The 16,624-nt window shown below is 72.1% G+C and carries 16 protein-coding genes; 4 read left to right on the forward strand and 12 right to left on the reverse strand.

Features of this window, described 5'->3' with window-relative positions:
* The coding region (locus JNW91_RS21785; RefSeq protein WP_203177341.1) for a hypothetical protein at positions 1 to 770 on the reverse strand (770 nt) is incomplete at its 3' end.
* A gap of 234 nt (positions 771 to 1,004) precedes the next feature.
* Between JNW91_RS21785 and JNW91_RS33685 the strand changes: the two genes are divergently transcribed.
* Both JNW91_RS33685 and JNW91_RS21795 read left to right on the forward strand, forming a co-directional pair.
* Positions 1,005 to 2,558: a gluconokinase gene (locus tag JNW91_RS33685; protein WP_203177342.1), complete on the forward strand. Its 1,554-nt coding sequence runs from the start codon at positions 1,005 to 1,007 to the stop codon at positions 2,556 to 2,558.
* A 52-nt stretch (positions 2,559 to 2,610) separates the two neighbouring features.
* Entirely contained in the window at positions 2,611 to 4,140 is a 1,530-nt protein-coding gene (locus tag JNW91_RS21795; protein ID WP_309244449.1) for a GntP family permease, read from the forward strand.
* 271 nt (positions 4,141 to 4,411) lie between these two features.
* On the opposite strand, the gene JNW91_RS21800 is transcribed toward JNW91_RS21795, so the two are convergent.
* The 8 genes from JNW91_RS21800 to JNW91_RS21835 all read right to left on the reverse strand — a co-directional run bounded on the left by JNW91_RS21800 (position 4,412) and on the right by JNW91_RS21835 (position 13,342).
* Positions 4,412 to 5,185, reverse strand: coding sequence for a hypothetical protein (locus JNW91_RS21800; protein ID WP_203177343.1), 774 nt, complete (start codon positions 5,183 to 5,185; stop codon positions 4,412 to 4,414).
* A gap of 55 nt (positions 5,186 to 5,240) precedes the next feature.
* Complete coding sequence (locus tag JNW91_RS21805; RefSeq protein WP_203177344.1) at positions 5,241 to 5,999, reverse strand: MerR family transcriptional regulator; 759 nt, start codon at positions 5,997 to 5,999, stop codon at positions 5,241 to 5,243.
* A gap of 50 nt (positions 6,000 to 6,049) precedes the next feature.
* Positions 6,050 to 8,305, reverse strand: a complete 2,256-nt coding sequence (locus tag JNW91_RS21810) for a putative bifunctional diguanylate cyclase/phosphodiesterase (protein WP_309244450.1) — start codon at positions 8,303 to 8,305, stop codon at positions 6,050 to 6,052.
* A gap of 434 nt (positions 8,306 to 8,739) precedes the next feature.
* Positions 8,740 to 8,973: a zinc-ribbon domain-containing protein gene (locus JNW91_RS21815; RefSeq protein WP_203177345.1), complete on the reverse strand. Its 234-nt coding sequence runs from the start codon at positions 8,971 to 8,973 to the stop codon at positions 8,740 to 8,742.
* A gap of 110 nt (positions 8,974 to 9,083) precedes the next feature.
* The gene (locus JNW91_RS21820; protein ID WP_203177346.1) at positions 9,084 to 9,953 is read right to left on the reverse strand and encodes an SRPBCC family protein; all 870 of its coding nucleotides are present in this window, start codon (positions 9,951 to 9,953) and stop codon (positions 9,084 to 9,086) included.
* Positions 9,946 to 10,503, reverse strand: a complete 558-nt coding sequence (locus tag JNW91_RS21825) for a winged helix-turn-helix domain-containing protein (RefSeq protein WP_203177347.1) — start codon at positions 10,501 to 10,503, stop codon at positions 9,946 to 9,948. The genes JNW91_RS21820 and JNW91_RS21825 overlap by 8 nt, the downstream gene beginning before the upstream one ends.
* Before the next feature lie 101 nt (positions 10,504 to 10,604).
* Entirely contained in the window at positions 10,605 to 11,948 is a 1,344-nt protein-coding gene (locus tag JNW91_RS21830) for a class I SAM-dependent methyltransferase (RefSeq protein WP_203177348.1), read from the reverse strand.
* Complete coding sequence (locus JNW91_RS21835) at positions 11,945 to 13,342, reverse strand: FAD-binding oxidoreductase (protein WP_203177349.1); 1,398 nt, start codon at positions 13,340 to 13,342, stop codon at positions 11,945 to 11,947. The genes JNW91_RS21830 and JNW91_RS21835 overlap by 4 nt, the downstream gene beginning before the upstream one ends.
* Positions 13,343 to 13,435: 93 nt before the next feature.
* Here JNW91_RS21835 and JNW91_RS21840 point away from each other — a divergent pair, with 93 nt between their 5' ends.
* A complete protein-coding gene (locus JNW91_RS21840; protein WP_203177350.1) occupies positions 13,436 to 13,906 on the forward strand; it encodes an aminoacyl-tRNA deacylase in 471 nt (156 codons plus the stop codon).
* Between the two features lie 58 nt (positions 13,907 to 13,964).
* The gene (locus JNW91_RS21845; RefSeq protein WP_203177351.1) at positions 13,965 to 14,681 is read left to right on the forward strand and encodes an RICIN domain-containing protein; all 717 of its coding nucleotides are present in this window, start codon (positions 13,965 to 13,967) and stop codon (positions 14,679 to 14,681) included.
* A gap of 39 nt (positions 14,682 to 14,720) precedes the next feature.
* On the opposite strand, the gene JNW91_RS21850 is transcribed toward JNW91_RS21845, so the two are convergent.
* The 3 genes from JNW91_RS21850 to JNW91_RS21860 all read right to left on the reverse strand — a co-directional run.
* Entirely contained in the window at positions 14,721 to 15,185 is a 465-nt protein-coding gene (locus tag JNW91_RS21850; RefSeq protein WP_203177352.1) for a hypothetical protein, read from the reverse strand.
* A gap of 159 nt (positions 15,186 to 15,344) precedes the next feature.
* Positions 15,345 to 15,851 carry a DinB family protein gene (locus JNW91_RS21855; RefSeq protein WP_203177353.1) on the reverse strand — a complete coding sequence of 169 codons (507 nt, stop codon included), beginning with the start codon at positions 15,849 to 15,851 and terminating at the stop codon, positions 15,345 to 15,347.
* A 49-nt stretch (positions 15,852 to 15,900) separates the two neighbouring features.
* Positions 15,901 to 16,624, reverse strand: a 724-nt coding sequence (locus tag JNW91_RS21860; protein WP_203177354.1) for a M15 family metallopeptidase, incomplete at its 5' end; no start/stop codon positions are given.

A 16,624-nucleotide genomic window follows, 5' to 3' on the forward strand; every position in this document is an offset into this window, starting at 1 on the left:
GGGTCCGACGGGTCTGACTCGATCAGCGCCGCCGGCACCAGCAACGCGACAGCCGCGGCCACCGCGACGGTCCGCCGCCCACCGGGCACCAGCGCGGTGAGCCGGGCCTGCGCGGGCGTGGCCGCGGCCGGCCGGAACGGCTTGAGCTGGGCGTGTTCGGCGATCAGCTCGTCGAGCTGCGCGAGCACCGCGGCGCGCTGTTCGATCGCGTCGGCGAAGGCCAGCGTCAGCTTGAACCGGAAATCCGGCGCCGCGTCGGTGGGCAGCAGCAACCCGGAGGTACGCCGCCGGTCCAGCACCTGGATCAGGGTGACCGGCGCGGCCGGGTCGTGGGCCAGGCCGGTCATCCGGCCGTACGCCCAGTCACGCCGGCCGCGTCCGCCGAGCAGCACCAGTCGGCGGCTGGTGATGACCGCCATGCCGGCGTCGGTGACGCGTACGCCGTCCGGCCGGCGCGGACGCAGTGGCGCGTCCGGTGGGGCGACCGTGAGGTCCGGCGCGGGCAGCACGGTGGTGTGTCGCACCTCGACGTACTGCGCGGCGGGCGACGCCCAGAGCACCACCTCGTCGGCGGCCAACTCCAGGGGCAGGCCCTCGCCGGCCGCGGCGGAACCCTGGAAGTCGGCGGCCAGTGCGCGTAGCCGCCGTAACTCGTCGTCGCGGCGACGCCAGGCCGCCTCCGCGCCGCGGTACGTGCTGACCCGCCGCACGTTCTGCCGGTGCGCCCACCGGTACCGCCAGGTGGAACCCGTCGAATCAGTCTTCGCCACGCCGACTCCTTCGCCGCGTAGGCCACCAATCTGGGGTGTCACAGTGTTAACAGGGCCGGCGCGGCACCCGGAAACGCCGGATACGGACGAAATACCCGATCGGTGGATGAACCCGCACGATAGGCGGATACTGCTGCGTCGGTTTCTGTCGTGCGGAGCGGTCGCCGTCTCGGTAACGTCAGCCGCAGCCGGGTGGCGACGCCGCCGCACCGCCGTACCGAGGGGGTGAGGGTCGTGCCGCAGGACACCCGGCCCGCCGTGGTCATCGGCGTGGACATCGGCACCACCAGCACCAAGGCCGTCGCGTACGACACCGACGGGCGGCAGCTCGGCAGCCACTCGGTCGGCTACCCGCTGGACGACCCGCAGCCCGGGTACGCCGAGCAGGACCCTCAGCTCATCCTCGACGCGGTGCTCAGGTCGATCAGTATGGTCGTGGCGGAGCTGGTGCAGCCGGTGGCCGGGCTGTCGTTCAGCTCCGCCATGCACAGCCTCATCGGCCTGGACCCGAACGGCAACCCGCTCACCCCGTCGGTCACCTGGGCCGACTCCCGGTCGACCCGACAGGCCGAGCGGCTGCGGGCGGTGCCGTCCGGCCTGGCGCTGCACCAGCGCACCGGCACGCCGATACACCCGATGTCGCCGCTGCCCAAGCTGCTGTGGTTCGCCGAGCAGGAGCCGAAACTCTTCGAGAGCGTCGCGCACTGGGTCGGCATCAAGGACTGGGTGCTGCTGCGGCTCTGCGAGGCGCTGGTCGTCGACCACTCGGTCGCCTCGGCCACCGGCCTCATGGACATCCACCGGCTGGAGTGGGACAGCGAGGCGCTGACCATCGCCGGCATCACCGAGGAGCAGCTCCCCCAACTGGTCGCCACCACCGCCGTGCTGCCCGGGCTGACCGCGCAGGCCGCGGCGGTGACCGGGCTGCCGCAGCGCACCCCGGTCGTCGTCGGCGCCGGTGACGGGCCCCTGGCGAACCTGGGCCTCGGCGCGGTGCACCCCGGCATGGTGGCCTGCTCGATCGGCACCAGCGGGGCGATGCGGGTGATGGTCGAGCAGCCCGGCGTGGACCCGCTCGGCGGGGTGTTCTGCTACGCGTTGACCGAGGACCGGTGGGCCGTCGGCGGCGCCATCAACAACGGCGGCATCGTGCTCAAGTGGGCCGGCGAGGCGCTCGCCCCGGATCTCGGCGAGCACTCCGAGGAGGAGCTGGTCGCCCTCGCCGCCCGCGCGCCGGCCGGCTCCGGCGGGCTCATCATGCTGCCGTACCTGCACAGTGAGCGGGCACCACACTGGAGCGCGCTGCCGCGCGGCGCGTACATCGGGTTGACCCACGGGCACCGCCGGGAGCACCTGATACGGGCCGCGCTGGAGGGGGTCTGCCAGCAGCTCGCGCTGGTACTCACCTCGGTACGCGCGGCCGGCAACGAGGTCCGCGAGATCCGTGCCGGTGGCGGCTTCGCCCGCAGCGGCCTGTGGCGGCAGATGCTCTCCGACGTGCTCGGCCTGCCGGTGAGCTTCCCGGGCGGGCACGAGGGGTCGAGCTTCGGCGCGGCGCTGCTCGGCATGCAGGCGCTGAATCTGATTCCCAGCATCGACGTCGCCGCCGACCTGGTGCGGATCGAGGAGACGGTCCACCCCGACCCGGCCGCGTCCGCCACGTACGCGTCGCTGCTGCCGCTCTTCGCCGAGCTGTACGACGCGCTGATGCCCACCTTCACCTCGATGCGCCGGCTCGCACCCGGCCTGTCGGCGGAGCCGCCACCCTCCGCCGGACCCCCGATGTAACCCTTCGGCCGGCCCGATCGGGTCGACCCCCATCCCGAAGGTCGTGATACCCGTGCCACCACCCCCCGCCCTCACCGAACCGTTGACCATCCTCGCCGCGCCGGCCGAACCGGTGACCACGGCCGGCGATGCCCAGCTCGTCATCGCCGCTCTGCTCGGCATCGCCGCCGTGGTGCTGCTGATCGCCTGGGCGAAGGTGCACCCGTTCCTGTCGCTGATCCTCGGCGCGGCGGTGCTCGGCGTGGTGGCCAGCGTCGCGCCCGACAAGATGATCACCTCGTTCACCGCCGGGGTGGGCTCGACGGTCGGCGGCGTCGGGTTGCTGATCGCCCTTGGCGCCATGATCGGCGGCCTGCTCGCCGAGTCCGGCGGCGCGGACGGCATCGTCGGTCGGATCGTCGGTCGGGTCTCCGGCCGGGCGCTGCCCTGGGCGATGGCCGGGGTGGCCGCGCTCATCGGGTTGCCGCTCTTCTTCGAGGTCGGTGTGGTGCTGCTGGTGCCGATCGTGCTGCTCGTGTCGATGCGCACCGACGTACCGCTGATGAAGATCGGCATCCCGGCGCTGGCCGGCCTGTCGGTGCTGCACGGCCTGGTTCCGCCGCACCCCGGCCCGCTGGTGGCGATCTCCTCGCTCAACGCCGACCTGGGGCTGACGCTCGGGCTGGGCCTGCTCGTGGCGATCCCCACGGTGATCATCTCCGGGCCGGTGTTCGGCACCATCATCGCCCGGTACGTGCCGGCGACCGCGCCCGCCGCCCTGCTGCCGACCCGCCGCGACGCCGGTCGGACGGCGGGCGCCGGGGCGGGACAGCGCGATGTGGACGGTGACCTGCTCACCGACGACGACCTGGCCAACCCGGGCGGCGGCCGGCCGGGCGCGCCGGTGGACGACAGCGGCACGGAGGCCGCCCGGCGGACCCCGGCGTTCTGGCCTGCGGTGATCACCGTGCTGCTGCCGGTGGTCCTGATGCTGCTGCGCGCGATCGGCGAGCTGACCCTGGACGAGGGCACCGGCGGTCGCAAGACGCTCGACATCGTCGGTACGCCGATCGTGGCGCTGCTCGCCGGGGTGATCCTGGCGATGTTCACGCTCGGCTACCAGGCCGGGTTCAACCGGTCCCAGGTCTCCTCCGTGATCGGCGGTTCACTGCCACCGATCGCCGGCATCCTGTTGATCGTGGCAGCGGGCGGCGGGTTCAAGCAGGTGCTGGTGGACGCCGGGGTGGGCAACCTCGTCGCCGACGCGGCCAAGGACGCAAGCCTTTCCCCGCTGCTGCTGGGCTGGCTTGTCGCGGTCGGCATCCGCGTCGCCACCGGCTCGGCGACCGTCGCCACCATCACCGCCGCCGGTATCGTGGCGCCCCTCGCGGCGAGCATGGACCGGCCGGCGGTGGCCCTGTTGGCGCTGGCGATCGGTTGCGGGTCGCTGTTCTTCTCGCACGTCAACGACGCCGGTTTCTGGCTGGTCAAGGAGTACTTCGGGCTGACCGTCGGGCAGACCATCAAGAGCTGGTCGGTGATGGAGACGATCATCTCGGTGGTCGGCTTCGCCGGCGTACTCCTGCTCGATCTGCTGTTGTGACCGGCCGGGTTGCTGATGCCCGTGATACCAGGGAGTCATATTCATACCGGTGAGGTATATCGGCGAGGGGGACCGCGCCGCCCGGACGGGTGACGCCGCTCCCGGCGACCTCAGCGCCCCCTCGCGCTTCTTATCGTGCAAACGTGAGGAAAAGCGACAAACAGGTCCTGAAGTTGCTGATGGCGGCGGTCGTGCTCGCGGTCGTCCACGAGCCCGGCGTGGACCCGACGCCGGAGCAGGCGCCAACCGCAGGGTCGAGGAGTGACCGGCGTCAGGCGCCGGGGATGTTGGCCGGCGGGTTCTCCCCCACCAGATCAGCCGCCGGCGGGTCGGCCGTCACCGACAGCCCGAAATCCGAGTACGTCAGGTCGAGCTGGGCGGTCTGCGACTGCTCGCTGGCCAACTCGATGCGGTAGCGGACCAGCCGTCCCTGCTCATCGACGGACGCGGTGAACGGCACCGCGCCGGCCCGATCGCCCAGCACCGTGCCGACGCCGCTGCCCAGCACCTCAGCGCTACCGCGCAAGTCCACCGTGCCGGCGTAGTCCCGGACCCCCGTCTGCCGGACCCCCGTCGGCGCGGCCAGCGTACTGGCCAGCCGCGTGTTGTCCAGACCCTGCTTGGCCGCCGGCGCGCCCGGGGCGCCCACGTGCCACCAGGTCTTGCCGTCCCACACCGGCACCCGGCGGTCCGGGGCGGTGATCCGCACGTACACGTCCGGCCCGGTGGTCAACCGCTCGATCTTCACCGCGCCGGTGGGCACCTTCAGCGACGTGGTCTCCAGACCGCGCTTAGCCTTCGGATCCCAGAGCACCACAGTGCTGTCGCCGTCGGCCGTCCCGCCGGTGCCCACCGTCAACCTGTAGGGCTGCTCGTCGGTCATCGTCGCGGCGGCCCTCAGCACAGCGACCGGGTCGGTCGCGGCGGGTGACCCGGTCACCGCCGGACGGCCCGGCTCGTCACCCGAGGCGACCAGTGCCCACACCCCGGCGGCGACCGCCACGGCGAGGACAGCGCCAGCGGCGACCAGCTTCGGCTTCTTCACGGTCATCTCCCCCGGGGGCGGTGCGGTCCGGCCAGACTAGCCGGACCGCACCGCGTCACGCGCGGCTGATCGCGTTGGCGTGGATCGCCTCGTTCAGGTACGCCGCCAGGCCCGGGGCGATGTTCTCGTAGTGGCTGGTGAACCGCTCGTCGGCCATGTACATGTCGGCCAGCCCGGTGTGCACCTCGTACGAGCACTCGTAGAACCAGCGGCTGATGATCTGCCGGTGCTCCTCAGCCAGATCCATCGCCTCCGGGCTGTCCGCTGGCGCGCCCGAGGCCAGCAGCGCGACGATGCGCCGACCCCAGTCCTCGTTCTCCGCCTTGATCCGCAGCCAGTCGTCCCTGCCGTAGCGGGACGCCCGCCGGTTCGACTCCCGGTACGCGTCGGTGTCACCCCAGCGCTGCTCCGCCTCGGCCTCGTGCTCCTCCGGTTCGAAGTCGCCGAAGACCTCGAACCGCTCCTCGGGCGTGAGTTGGATGTTCAACTTGCTCGCCTCCATCGCGAACTCGATCGCCGTGACCATCTCCTGCAACCGTTTGATCCGTACCGTCAGCAGTTCGTGTTGACGGCGCAGGTGCGCGGCCGGGTCGGCCGCCGGGTCGTCGATGATCGCGGCGATCTCCTCAAGCGGGAAACCCAGCTCCCGGTAGTACAGGACGAGTTGCAGCCGTTGCAGGTCCGCGTCGTTGTAGCGGCGGTAGCCGGCCGGGGTCCGCCCGCTGGGCGACAGCAGCCCGATCCCGTCGTAGTGGTGCAACGTCCGCACCGTCACGCCGGCGACCCGCGCCACCTGACCCACCGTGTACGCCATGGTTCCCCTCCCTTCCGGGAACCAGGCTCCCGCCTGCCGTTACGTCAGGGTCAAGCCCGATTCTGACCCACCGTGCCGGCACCGTCCGGCCGCCCGTACAGATAGCCCTGCCCGCGTGGGCAGCCGATCGCGGTGACCGCCTCGTGCTGGCGTTCGGTCTCCACCCCCTCGGCGACCACCGCCAGGTCGAACGCGCCGGCCAGTCGGGTGACCATCTCCACCGTGGCGTACGCCCGGTCGTCGGTTCCCAGCCGGGCCACGAACGAACGGTCGATCTTCAACTCGGTGGCCGGGATGCGGTGCAGGTAGCTCAGCGACGAGTAGCCGGTGCCGAAGTCGTCGATGGCGATCTCGATGCCCAGCTCCCGGAGTTGGTGCAGCCGCTCCAGCACCGCGTCGGTGCCCTCGATCAGCGCCGACTCGGTCAACTCCAGGGTCAACGCGCGCGGTGCCAGCCCGGCGCCGGCGGTGGCCGCGGTGACCGTGGCGATCAGGTCCGGCCGGCGCAGGTGCGCGGCGGCGATGTTCACCGCCACGGTGGCCTCCGGCGCCCGTACCCGCCAGGTCGCCGCCGCCCGGCACGCCTCGTGGATCACCCACCGGTCGATCGGCAGGATCAGCCCGGTCTCCTCGGCCAACGGCAGGAACTTCGCCGGCGGCAGCATCCCGAGCCGGGGATGCCGCCACCGCACCAACGCCTCCGCGCTGCGCACCGCGCCGGTGGCCAGGTCGACGATGGGTTGGAACTCCAGGTGCAACTGCTCCTCGTCGACCGCCCGCCGCAGGTCGGCGATCAGCTCCGCGCGGGAGACGGCGGACTCGCGCAGCCCGGGGGTGCACGTCCGGTACGCGGACTTCCCGGCCGCCTTCGCCGCGTACATGGCGATGTCGGCGTCGCGCAGCAGGTCGGTGTGGGAGGTGTGCTGCGGACCATACTCGGCGATGCCGATGCTCGCCGACGGGTGCACGCCGACGTCGTCGTCGCCGTCGGAGGGTTGCAGGGCGTCCAGCAGCCGTTCGGCGAGCCGCTCCGGCGACACCGGCCGGTCGCCGTCGACAAGCACCGCGAACTCGTCCCCGCCCAGCCGGGCGATGGTGCCGTCGTCGTCCACCGCCGCTCGCATCCGGGCCGCCAGCCCGGTCAGCAGGGTGTCGCCGGTGGCGTGCCCAAAACGGTCGTTGACCTGCTTGAACCCGTCCAGGTCGAGCAGCAGCACGGCCACCGGTCGCCCATCTCGCAGGGCGAGGCGCAGCAGCCGGTTGAACAGCAGCCGGTTCGGCAGCCCGGTGAGCTGGTCGCCGTACGCGAGCCGGCGCAGCCGGACCACCAGGCGCAGGTTCTCGTTCGCGGCCAACCCCTGGCGCAGGGCGAGGGTGGCGAGCAACATCATCATCGTGACGAAGACCAGCTGCGGGGTCTGCCCGGTGGGCCGCCGGGCCAGCAGCACCGCGATGATCGCGCCACCCACCGGCAGGTACGGCAGGGCGACCCGCCACCAGGGCGGCAACGGCGACTCGACGGTGTCGTCGGTGCCGTCGCAGTCCGGCGGCGGCGGGTACCGGGTGGCCAGACCGATCAGCAGGTAACTCAACGGCCAGCACAGGTCGATCGGGTGCCCGGCGGCGTAGTCGCCGCGGGCCACCAGCGAGACGTAGACGACGTCGGCGACCACCCGCATGGTGAGGCTCGTGGCGAGCATGCTCATGGGACGCCACATCGGCCGGACCGGCCCGGCGACCGCCACGAGGATGGTGAGCTGCATCAGGTCGAACATCGGGTAGAGCAGCCCCAACGTGCGGGCCGGGTCGGCCAGCTCGGCGGCGGCCACCCCGCGGAACACCAGCACCCAGCCGATCGGCACCAGGGCCAGGGCGACGATCACCCCGTCCAGCAGCGTCCGGGCGCGTCCGACCCCGGTCCGTGGGGCGGAGGGTGAGCTGAGCAGCGCGGCCGTGCCGGTGAGGATGCCGGCGGTGAAGACCACCCCGACCAGCGGGGTGTGCGGCAGGTCGTCCCCGACGAGCCGCTGCGTCGTCCAGATGGCCCGGCCGCACCCGGCGAGCGCCATGGTGACGGCGAGCAGCGTCCAGAACCGGCGCAGCGGAGTCGGATGTCGACGGGCCACCCTGGCACAGGCGACGGTCGCCCAGCCGGCCACCAGCAAGGCGCCGACGTCACTGACCAGGGCGGCTCCGGGCAGGGCGGCGACCAGCCAGCCCGCCTCCACGACGAGGACCCCGGCCGCGAGCATCGGGCCGACGGGGTGGAGATGCCCCGCAGCCTGCTTCACGTCCTGTCGGGACACGGTCGCTCCGGCTCTTCGTCGTGGGTACAGCCTCGGGGGGACCGGTCCGCGGCAAACCCCGAAAGCCTAGCCACCGCCCCGGTACGCCGCCAGGGCCGAACGTTCACGCCGCACAGCCACGACCGACGAGGCGGTGCCGGCGCCCCACTGCCGGGGCAGCTCTACAGCGACCGAGGGTGGCGGTACCACCAGCGCGACCTCGCCGCCGAGCACCGGCCGCGTGGTGGGCGCCGCCGGACCCTCGGTTCCGTCAGCGGCCGGCGGAACGGTTCCAGGGTGAGCGGGGCAGCGTGGTGCCGGCCAGCGGTCGGCGAGTGCGACGACGTCTGCGCCGGCCGGGAGTGCAGGGCGGGCGGGCGACCGTGTGCACGGCAGGGCCGGCCGGTGGCGCTGGTCGACCGATCAGCCAGCAGAGAAAGCGTTCCATCGGTGGATCAGCCGACCGGGAGACGCTCGGCGTCGGACTTGGAGATCTCGTACTGCGCCCCGCAGAACGTGCACTGCTGCGCGTACCGGGTGCGGATCGGGATGAGCGGTATGAAGAACAGGGTGAATTTCGTCGATCGTCGGGTGATCACCTGCGCGGCCTGGTTGCCGCAGTGTCGGCAGACCTGCTGCGCGACACCGGACCGGTCGACCTTCGTACGCAGACCAAAGATGAAGAACATCGCACGCCAGTACCCACTTCACCGCGAAAAGTCACCCCCGCGACGCCGACGAGGACGCCAGCGAGCGCCGGCCCGTGGTGGGTGGGCCGGCGCTCGTGGGGGTCAGCACGTCAGCTGGCGGGCTCGGGCTCCAGGCCGGGCACCTCGGCGGGGAGCCAGATCGGCTGCCAGGCCGGCATCTCGTGGTAGCGGCGCAGCTCGAACAGCCCCGCCACCGATCCGCTCCAGGCCGCGTACGGGGGGGTGGCCTCGTCGAAGCCGCTCTGCACGAAGGTCAGCGTGGTCCGGCCACCGGACTCGGCCAGCTCCCAGCTCGTCACGCCGGTGGGCCCCCAGTCGACGGACATCTTCCGGCCCGGCTCGAGGTCGACGACCTTGGCGGCGTACCCCGCGTCGAAGCCACCCATGGCGTACCGGCCGCCGACCCAGGGCTCGATGCCGATCGGGAAGCCGAACCAGGCGCTGGCCTGCTCGGAGTCGGTCAGCGACTCCCACACCTTGTCGGCGGGGGCGGCGATGACCAGCTCACCGCGCAGGTTGGCGGAGGTGAAGTCGGTGCGCGGCAGCAGCGGCTGGCCCTCCAGGTGGGCGGCCAGGTTGGCGATGGACAGCGCCCAGTACGTCTGGAGCACGCCCCGGATGCTGGAGCCGCTCATCGCCTCGGCGAAGTCGAAGTGGCTCTGGGTCAGGGTCAGCACGGTGCTGTCCGGGCCGTCGGCGGTCAACTGGAACTCGGTGGTGGTCTCCACGCCGTCGAGCAGCCAGCTGAAGCGCAGCGTGTCGTCGTCGGCGTGCAGCAGCCGCTGGTGCGGGGCGTCGCCCTCGGGCGTGTAGCGGCCCCAGAACTCGTACCGCCGGGGAAGCTCGACCTCGGCGTGCTCGGCCAGCCACAGTCGCAGCTCGGCCGGGTCGGTCAGGGCCTCGCGGACGCGGCCGACGGACGCGGAGAGGCGAGCCTGCACCTTCAACGGTTCACTCATTGTCGTTGCCTTTCGGATAGCAGGCCACGGCCAGCTTGAAGGCGTCGCCCTCGCTGCCGCCGTAGCGGGTGAACAGATCCTGAAGTGCGGTTTGCAGGTCGTGCAGGAACTGTGGCCGCTGCTCCGCGGGCACCCGGATCTCGCCGGAGACCCCGATCGAGGGCAGCTCGGGCACCGCCCGGTCCAGGGCGGCGATGTCGGCCTGGACCTCCTCCATCAGGTCGAGCAGGTAGCCGAGGCTCAGCTCGTCGCGGGCCTTGCGCAGCCCGATCCGCCCGACCAGCCGGGGCGAGAGCCAGTACGACCGGGCTGCCGCCTGGTAGATGCCCTCGGTGATCCCGCGGACCTTGCGCTCGTTGACCAGCTCGACCAGGCCGGCCGCGAGGAGCTGCTTGACGTGGTAGTAGACGCGCTGCGGCGTCTGGTCGAGTCGGGCCGCGACCTCGGTGCAGGTGCGCGGCTCGGCCAGTTGCCGCAGCACCTCGACGCGCTGCGGCTTGAGCAGGACTTCGGCCTGCTCGATCTGCTCCAGGTACAGGACGTCTCTCATGGCAAAATCAGTTTGTACGTACAAAACTTGTTTGTCAATCGCTTCGCCAAAAGCCGCGCCCACTTTCTCGGCGCGGCTTCCAGGCAGCGGTCAGCAGGTGGTCAGGGCAACCAATCCGGTCGCAGCGGGTACCCGTTCACACCGTCCGGGCCGTTGTGGGTGGCCAACACCTGGTGCAGTTGGATGCCGTTGCGCTCGAACGCCATCCGCGACCCGGCCATGTACAGCCCCCACACCCGGGCCGTGCCCGCGCCCACCTCGGAGACGCAGAAGTCCCAGTGCTGCACCAGGTTGCGACACCAGGCGGCCAGCGTCAGCGCGTAGTGCTGGCGCAGGTTCTCCTCGTGGTGCACCTCCAGCCCGGCATCGTGGATCTCGCTGATCAGGCGACCCGAACCGGCCAGCTCCCCGTCCGGGAAGACGTACCGGTCGATGAACGCCCCGGAGCGGTGCGGCGCCCGGTTGTCGGCACGGGTGATGCAGTGGTTGAGCAGCCGCCCACCCGACCGCAGCCGGTCCCGCAGCGCCCCGAAGTACGCCGGGTAGTTGCGCACCCCGATGTGCTCGGTCAGGCCGATCGAGGAGATCGCGTCGAACTGCTCCGCCGGCGCGTCCCGGTAGTCCAGGTGCCGCACCTCGGCCAGCTCGCTCAGCCCCTCCCGCTCGATCGCGGCCTGCGCCCACTGCGCCTGCGCCTTCGACAGGGTCACGCCGAGCGCCTTCACCCCGTACTCGCGGGCCGCGTGGCGCACCATGCCACCCCAGCCGCAGCCCACGTCCAGCAGCCGCATCCCCTGCTTGAGCGCCAACTTGCCGGCGACCAGGTCGTACTTCGCCGCCTGCGCCTGCTCCAGGGTGTCGTCCGGAGACCGGAAGACCGCGCAGGTGTACGTCATCGACGGGCCGAGCACCTTCTCGTAGAAGGCGTTGGAGACGTCGTAGTGGTGCGAGATGGCCGTGCTGTCTCGCACGCGCGAGTGCCGCAGCCCGTTCATCACCCGCTTCCAGCGCGGCTGCGCCTCCTGCGGCGGAGCCGGCGGCGGCAACAGCCGCTCCCAGCCCAGCCCGCGGACCAGCGCCAGCCCCTCGGCCAACGACGGTGGCCGCAACCGCAGCTCGTCCTTCAGCACCCGCAACGCCTCGTACGGGTCGCCCGGGTGCACCCCCTGCAACGCCAGGTCACCGCCGACGTACGCCCGGGCCATGCCCAGGTCGCCGGGGGCGGTGAGCAGGTACGACAGCCCCCGCTCGGAACGGATCGCCAGGGTGATCCCGGCGTCCGACGGGCCGACGGCGCTGCCGTCGTACCCCGTGATCCGCACCGGAAGCGGCCCGGCGGTGACCGCGCGGACGACGTCCGCGACGGTCGGACCCGTGCGCCGGCCCCCCGCCGGCGGGGTGGCGGGGACGCTCGCCGCCCCCTGGTCTCGGTCGGTCAGGCTCATGCTCGTGCTACCGCCTTTTCGTACAGTCCCGTCAGCCGGTGGTCCGGGTCGTAGCGGTCCTTCACCGCGCGCCACGTGTCGCCGCCGTAGAGGCGATCGAAGGCGTCCCGGTCGTAGTACGCGTCGGAGTAGAGCGACTTGTGCCCGCCCGACTCCGACACCCTGCGTTCGATCATGCGGTTGACGTCGCCGTCAGCGGCGCCCGGCGCGATCGGAACGCTCCCCCAGAACCCAATGTTGACGTAGTCCTGCCCCGCGTGGAGCGGATACAGCGGCCAGGACCGCGCGGAACCGGGACCCGCCGGCTCGCGCAACCGCAACGGACACAGCCACACCGGGTTCATCCCCACCGCGCTGGCGAACCAGCGCAGGAAGTCGGCCGTACGTTCCAGCGGGATCTCCACGTCCTGCACGACCCGTTCCCGGGCCGGCTGGCCGCGCAACCTGTCGATCCGCGCCGCCACCTGGTGCCGGTGCTCCAGACGCACCAGCCGGTGGTAGAAGTCGCTGCGCCGGTACCGCGACGGCCAGAGCCGGCGCACCACCGGGTGCTGCGCGCCGAACGCCGCCGAACACCAGAACCAGTCGGTGTCCCAGCGCCAGAGATAGTCGTACGCGGTGAGCACGTCGCGGGTGCGCTGGCGCAGCGACCGGTAGTAGATCCCCTGGCCGGTGTAGTCGCTGGGCGGGTCGGCCGCGTCGGTGAACGTGGCCAGCACCAGGTACGCCTCGCCGGGGCTGAACATCACCCCGTCCATCGCGTCGACCGGCTCACCGGCCCAGGACCGGGTCGCGGTCACCTCGGCGATCGCGTCGGTGAGCGCCTCCAGCTGGGTGAACCGGATGTTGCGCAACGCCACGTACCGGCCGATCGGTTGCAGCTCGATGCGCAGCCGGGTGGCGTAGCCGAGGCTGCCCAGCGAGTTGGGGAACGCGGTGAACAGGTCGGCGTGCTCCCCGTCCGGACGGGCGCTGATGATCTCGCCGGTGCCGGTGAGGACGTCCATCTCCTGCACCGACTCATGTGGCAGGCCGTTGCGGAAGGAGGTCGACTCGATACCGAGGCCGGTCACCGCACCGCCCAGGGTGATGGTGCGCAACTGCGGCACCACCAGCGGCATCAGCCCGTGCGGCAGGGTGGCGTCGACCAGATCCTCGTACGTGCACATGCCCTGCACGTCCGCGCTGCGCCCGGTCGGATCGACCGACAGCACCCGGTTGAGGCCACTCACGTCGAGGCCCGGGGTCCGGGGAGCGGACCGGGGGCGGAACAGGTTGGAGGTGCGTTTGGCGAGCCGGACAGGCTCGCCCGTGGGCACCGCGGCGTACGACCGCCGCAGCGTGTCCACCGCTTGATCATGGTCATTGGGGTGATTCACACGCTCCGCGCGCATGTGATCACCTTACGCCTGGACCCGGAAAACCGTGGGATGTCGTCGGTGGCTGTTTTCCGTCCGTCAGCAGGTCCGGCGGTTACCGTGGCGGGCATGCCGTCGCCCGCGATCGCCGCCCTGGACACCGCCGGACTGCCATATCGGCTGGTCAGCCACGGTGCCGTCGGCAGCCTGACCGAGGCCGCCGCCGCCCGGGGCGTGGCCGTTCCGGACGTGGTCAAGACGATCGTGGTCCGTCGGGGTGTGGACGATCACCTGTTCGTGCTCACCCCCGGAGACCGGGTCATCTCCTGGCCCAAGCTGCGCACCCTGCTCGGCGTGCACCGGCTGTCCATGCCGGACGCCGCCGGCGCCCTAGCCGCCACCGGCTACGAGCGCGGCACGATCACCCCGTTCGGCGCGAGCACCGCCTGGCCGGTGATCGCGGACGAGCGGCTGCGCGGCCGGGAGATCACCCTGGGTGCCGGCGAGCGGGGCCTCGCCATCGCGGTCGACGCCGACGCCGCGATCACCGCCCTGGGCGCCACCGTGGCCGACGTCACCGATCCGCAGCCCACCCGCTGACCCCGCTCGGTGGGGTCGGACTGGCACCGGCGCGCCGGGGTGGGTGAGGATGGCCCGTATGTCCACGCCCGAGGAACGCCCCGACCCCGCCGGCACCGTCTACGGCGGTGGCCGACGGGCGCCACGCTCCGGCCCACTGGCCGATCCGCTGCTGCGGGTGGCGCTGGCGGTCGCGCTGGTGGGCGCACTCCTCGGGGTGGCGTTCGCCACCGGGCTGCTCGGCGGCGGCGACGAGCCGGTGGTGCCGGCCACGGTCGGTGCGCCGTCCAGCGCGGCGGATCCCACCACTTTGGCGGCCGAGCCGAGCCCGACCCCCTCGGTCGAGCCGTCGCCCACCCCCTCGGCCACCACCCCGGCCGCTCCGCCCACCGGACCTCGGACCCTGCGGGTCACCTCCGGACTCTGCCTCGGGCTCGACGGCGCCGACGAGGAGGCGGAGGCGACGTTGGCCGTGTGCACGGGCGGCCCGGAGCAGCAGTGGGTGGTCAACCCGGCCGGCGCGGACGTGGTGACGCTGACCAACGCCGCCTACGGGCAGTGCCTCGACGTCGGAGGTGGCAGCACGGACGACGGCGCGCAGATGCTCCAGTTCCCGTGCCACGGCCAGGCCAACCAGCAGTGGCGGCTGTCCCCCACCGGCTCCGGCCCGGTGCTGCTGGTCGCGGCGCACAGCGGCAAGTGCGGGCAGGCCGACGACGACGGCGACGAACCCGGGGACGAGATCCGGCAGCGGCCCTGCGACGGCCGCCCCGCCCAGCAGTGGACCCTCGGCTGACCGTCCGACCCGCTCAGCCCGGCAGCCGCACAGCGCCACTCAGGTGCGGAGCAGGTGCAGTTGGGCCTGGTGCTTGGGAAGGTGGACGCGAGCGTGCAGGTCGAGGGTGCGCGACCAGGGCAGGGGCTCGTCGACTCTGAGGTCGAAGCCCTCCCGCAGGTGCGTTTCGACCGGGGTGTCCGCCGCCAGGCCGAGCTGGTCGACCAACGCGCACAGGCGGTCGCTGGTGTCGTGCAGCACCGCGGTCAGGCCGCGCAGGCCCCCCTGCTCGGCGACCAGGGCGTCGAGCTGCGGACGATGTACGTCCTCCTCCAGCTCGTAGTACGCGAACGGCGCACCGGCGAGCAACGCCTGGGTCGCCTGGATCATCAGCTCGTCGTTGGCGACGAGATGCGCCACGATCTGCTCGGCGCTGAGCTGCCCGGCGGGGGCCGGCCCCAGATCCCCGGCGTCGATCTCGGCAAAAACCCCACCGTAAGCCCGCCGCAACCCCCCACTCTCCACCCCACCAGTCAACCCCGCCCCACCCGGTCATCATGAGTTGTGGTGCCCGGTTCACCCGTATGAGAGGCCTTTGTCCCCCACCACAACTCCATGATCGACGGCAGGCACCACCACAACTCCATGATCGACGGCGGGCAGCGCCGGGGAGAGTGGGCCGCCTTACGCGCCGACTGTGCCGTCGATGCCCTCGCGGAGGAGGTCCGCGTGGCCGTTGTGCCGGGCGTACTCGTGGATCAGGTGCAGCATCACCAGTCGCAGCGACACGGTTTCGCCGGAGCGGACGTTGTGCCCGGTCACGTCGAGCGACACGGCGGCCCGCTCGATCCGGCGGGCGTGCTCGACCTCGCGCTCCCACGCGTCGAAGGCTTCGGCTCGGGTGGCCGAACCGGCGTCGTACGCCTGCTGGAAGTCGCCGGTCCGCGACCAGACCAACGGGACGTCCTCGCCGTCGATGACCCGCCGGAACCAGGCGCGTTCCACCTCCGCCATGTGCCGCACCAGGCCGAGCAGGGACAGCGTGGAGGGCGGCATGGACTGCCGGCGCAGCTCCTCGTCGGAGAGGCCGTCGCACTTGAGGGCCAGCGTCGCGCGGTGGAAGTCGAGGAAGGCGCGCAGCGTCTCCCGCTCGTCACCGGTGAGCGGGGGGCCGATCCGTTCGGTGATCATTGAACTGATCATGCCGGATGGCGCCGCGGCGGTGGTGCCGGGTCGCGCGTCAACCGACCGAGGAACGGGCCACCGGCGCGGCGAAGAACGTGTCCGGGTACGGCTCGTCGCGCAGGCTGTAGTGCCACCACTCGCGGTCGTAGTTGACGAACCCGGCACCGGTCATCAGCCGGCGCAACATCTGACGGTTGTCCCGTGCCGCGCCCGTGATGCGGGGGTCGGCGGTGTGCGCGCGGGGGTCGAAGCAGTCGAAGCCGGTGCCCATGTCGATGCTGTTGTCGGCGAAGCGCTGACCGTGCGGCCTGGTGCAGGCGACCAGCGGCTGCCCGGGCCGGTACGGCGACTGGCTGGCGGCGGGCTCGTCGACCAGGGTCAGGTCCACGGCGCTGCCCCGGCTGTGCGCCGTCGGCGCCCCGACGTAACCCTCGGCGAAGAGCCGGTCCTTGGCGACGTCGGGGTAGAACTCGGCCTTGGTCTGCTGCTCACCGGGGCGCTTCGACCAGGCGACGAAGTCGTCCACGGCCGGTCGCGGTCGGTAGCAGTCGTACACCTTGAGGCTGTGCCCACCGGCCAGCGCGGCGTCCTGCACGCGGCGCAACGCCTCGGCTGCCTGCCGGGTGAGCAGGCACAACGGCTCGGGGTAGCCCGCGATCGGCCGGCCGACGAAGTTGTGCGCGGTGGCGTACCGGATGTCGGTGTGGATGCGCGGGTCGACGTCGGTCAGCACCACGAACCCCGGCAGCGCTCGGCGGGCGTCGACGGCGGGCGGGTGG

Source organism: Micromonospora parastrephiae (assembly GCF_016802865.1).
Classification (GTDB): Bacteria; Actinomycetota; Actinomycetes; order Mycobacteriales; family Micromonosporaceae; genus Micromonospora; species Micromonospora parastrephiae.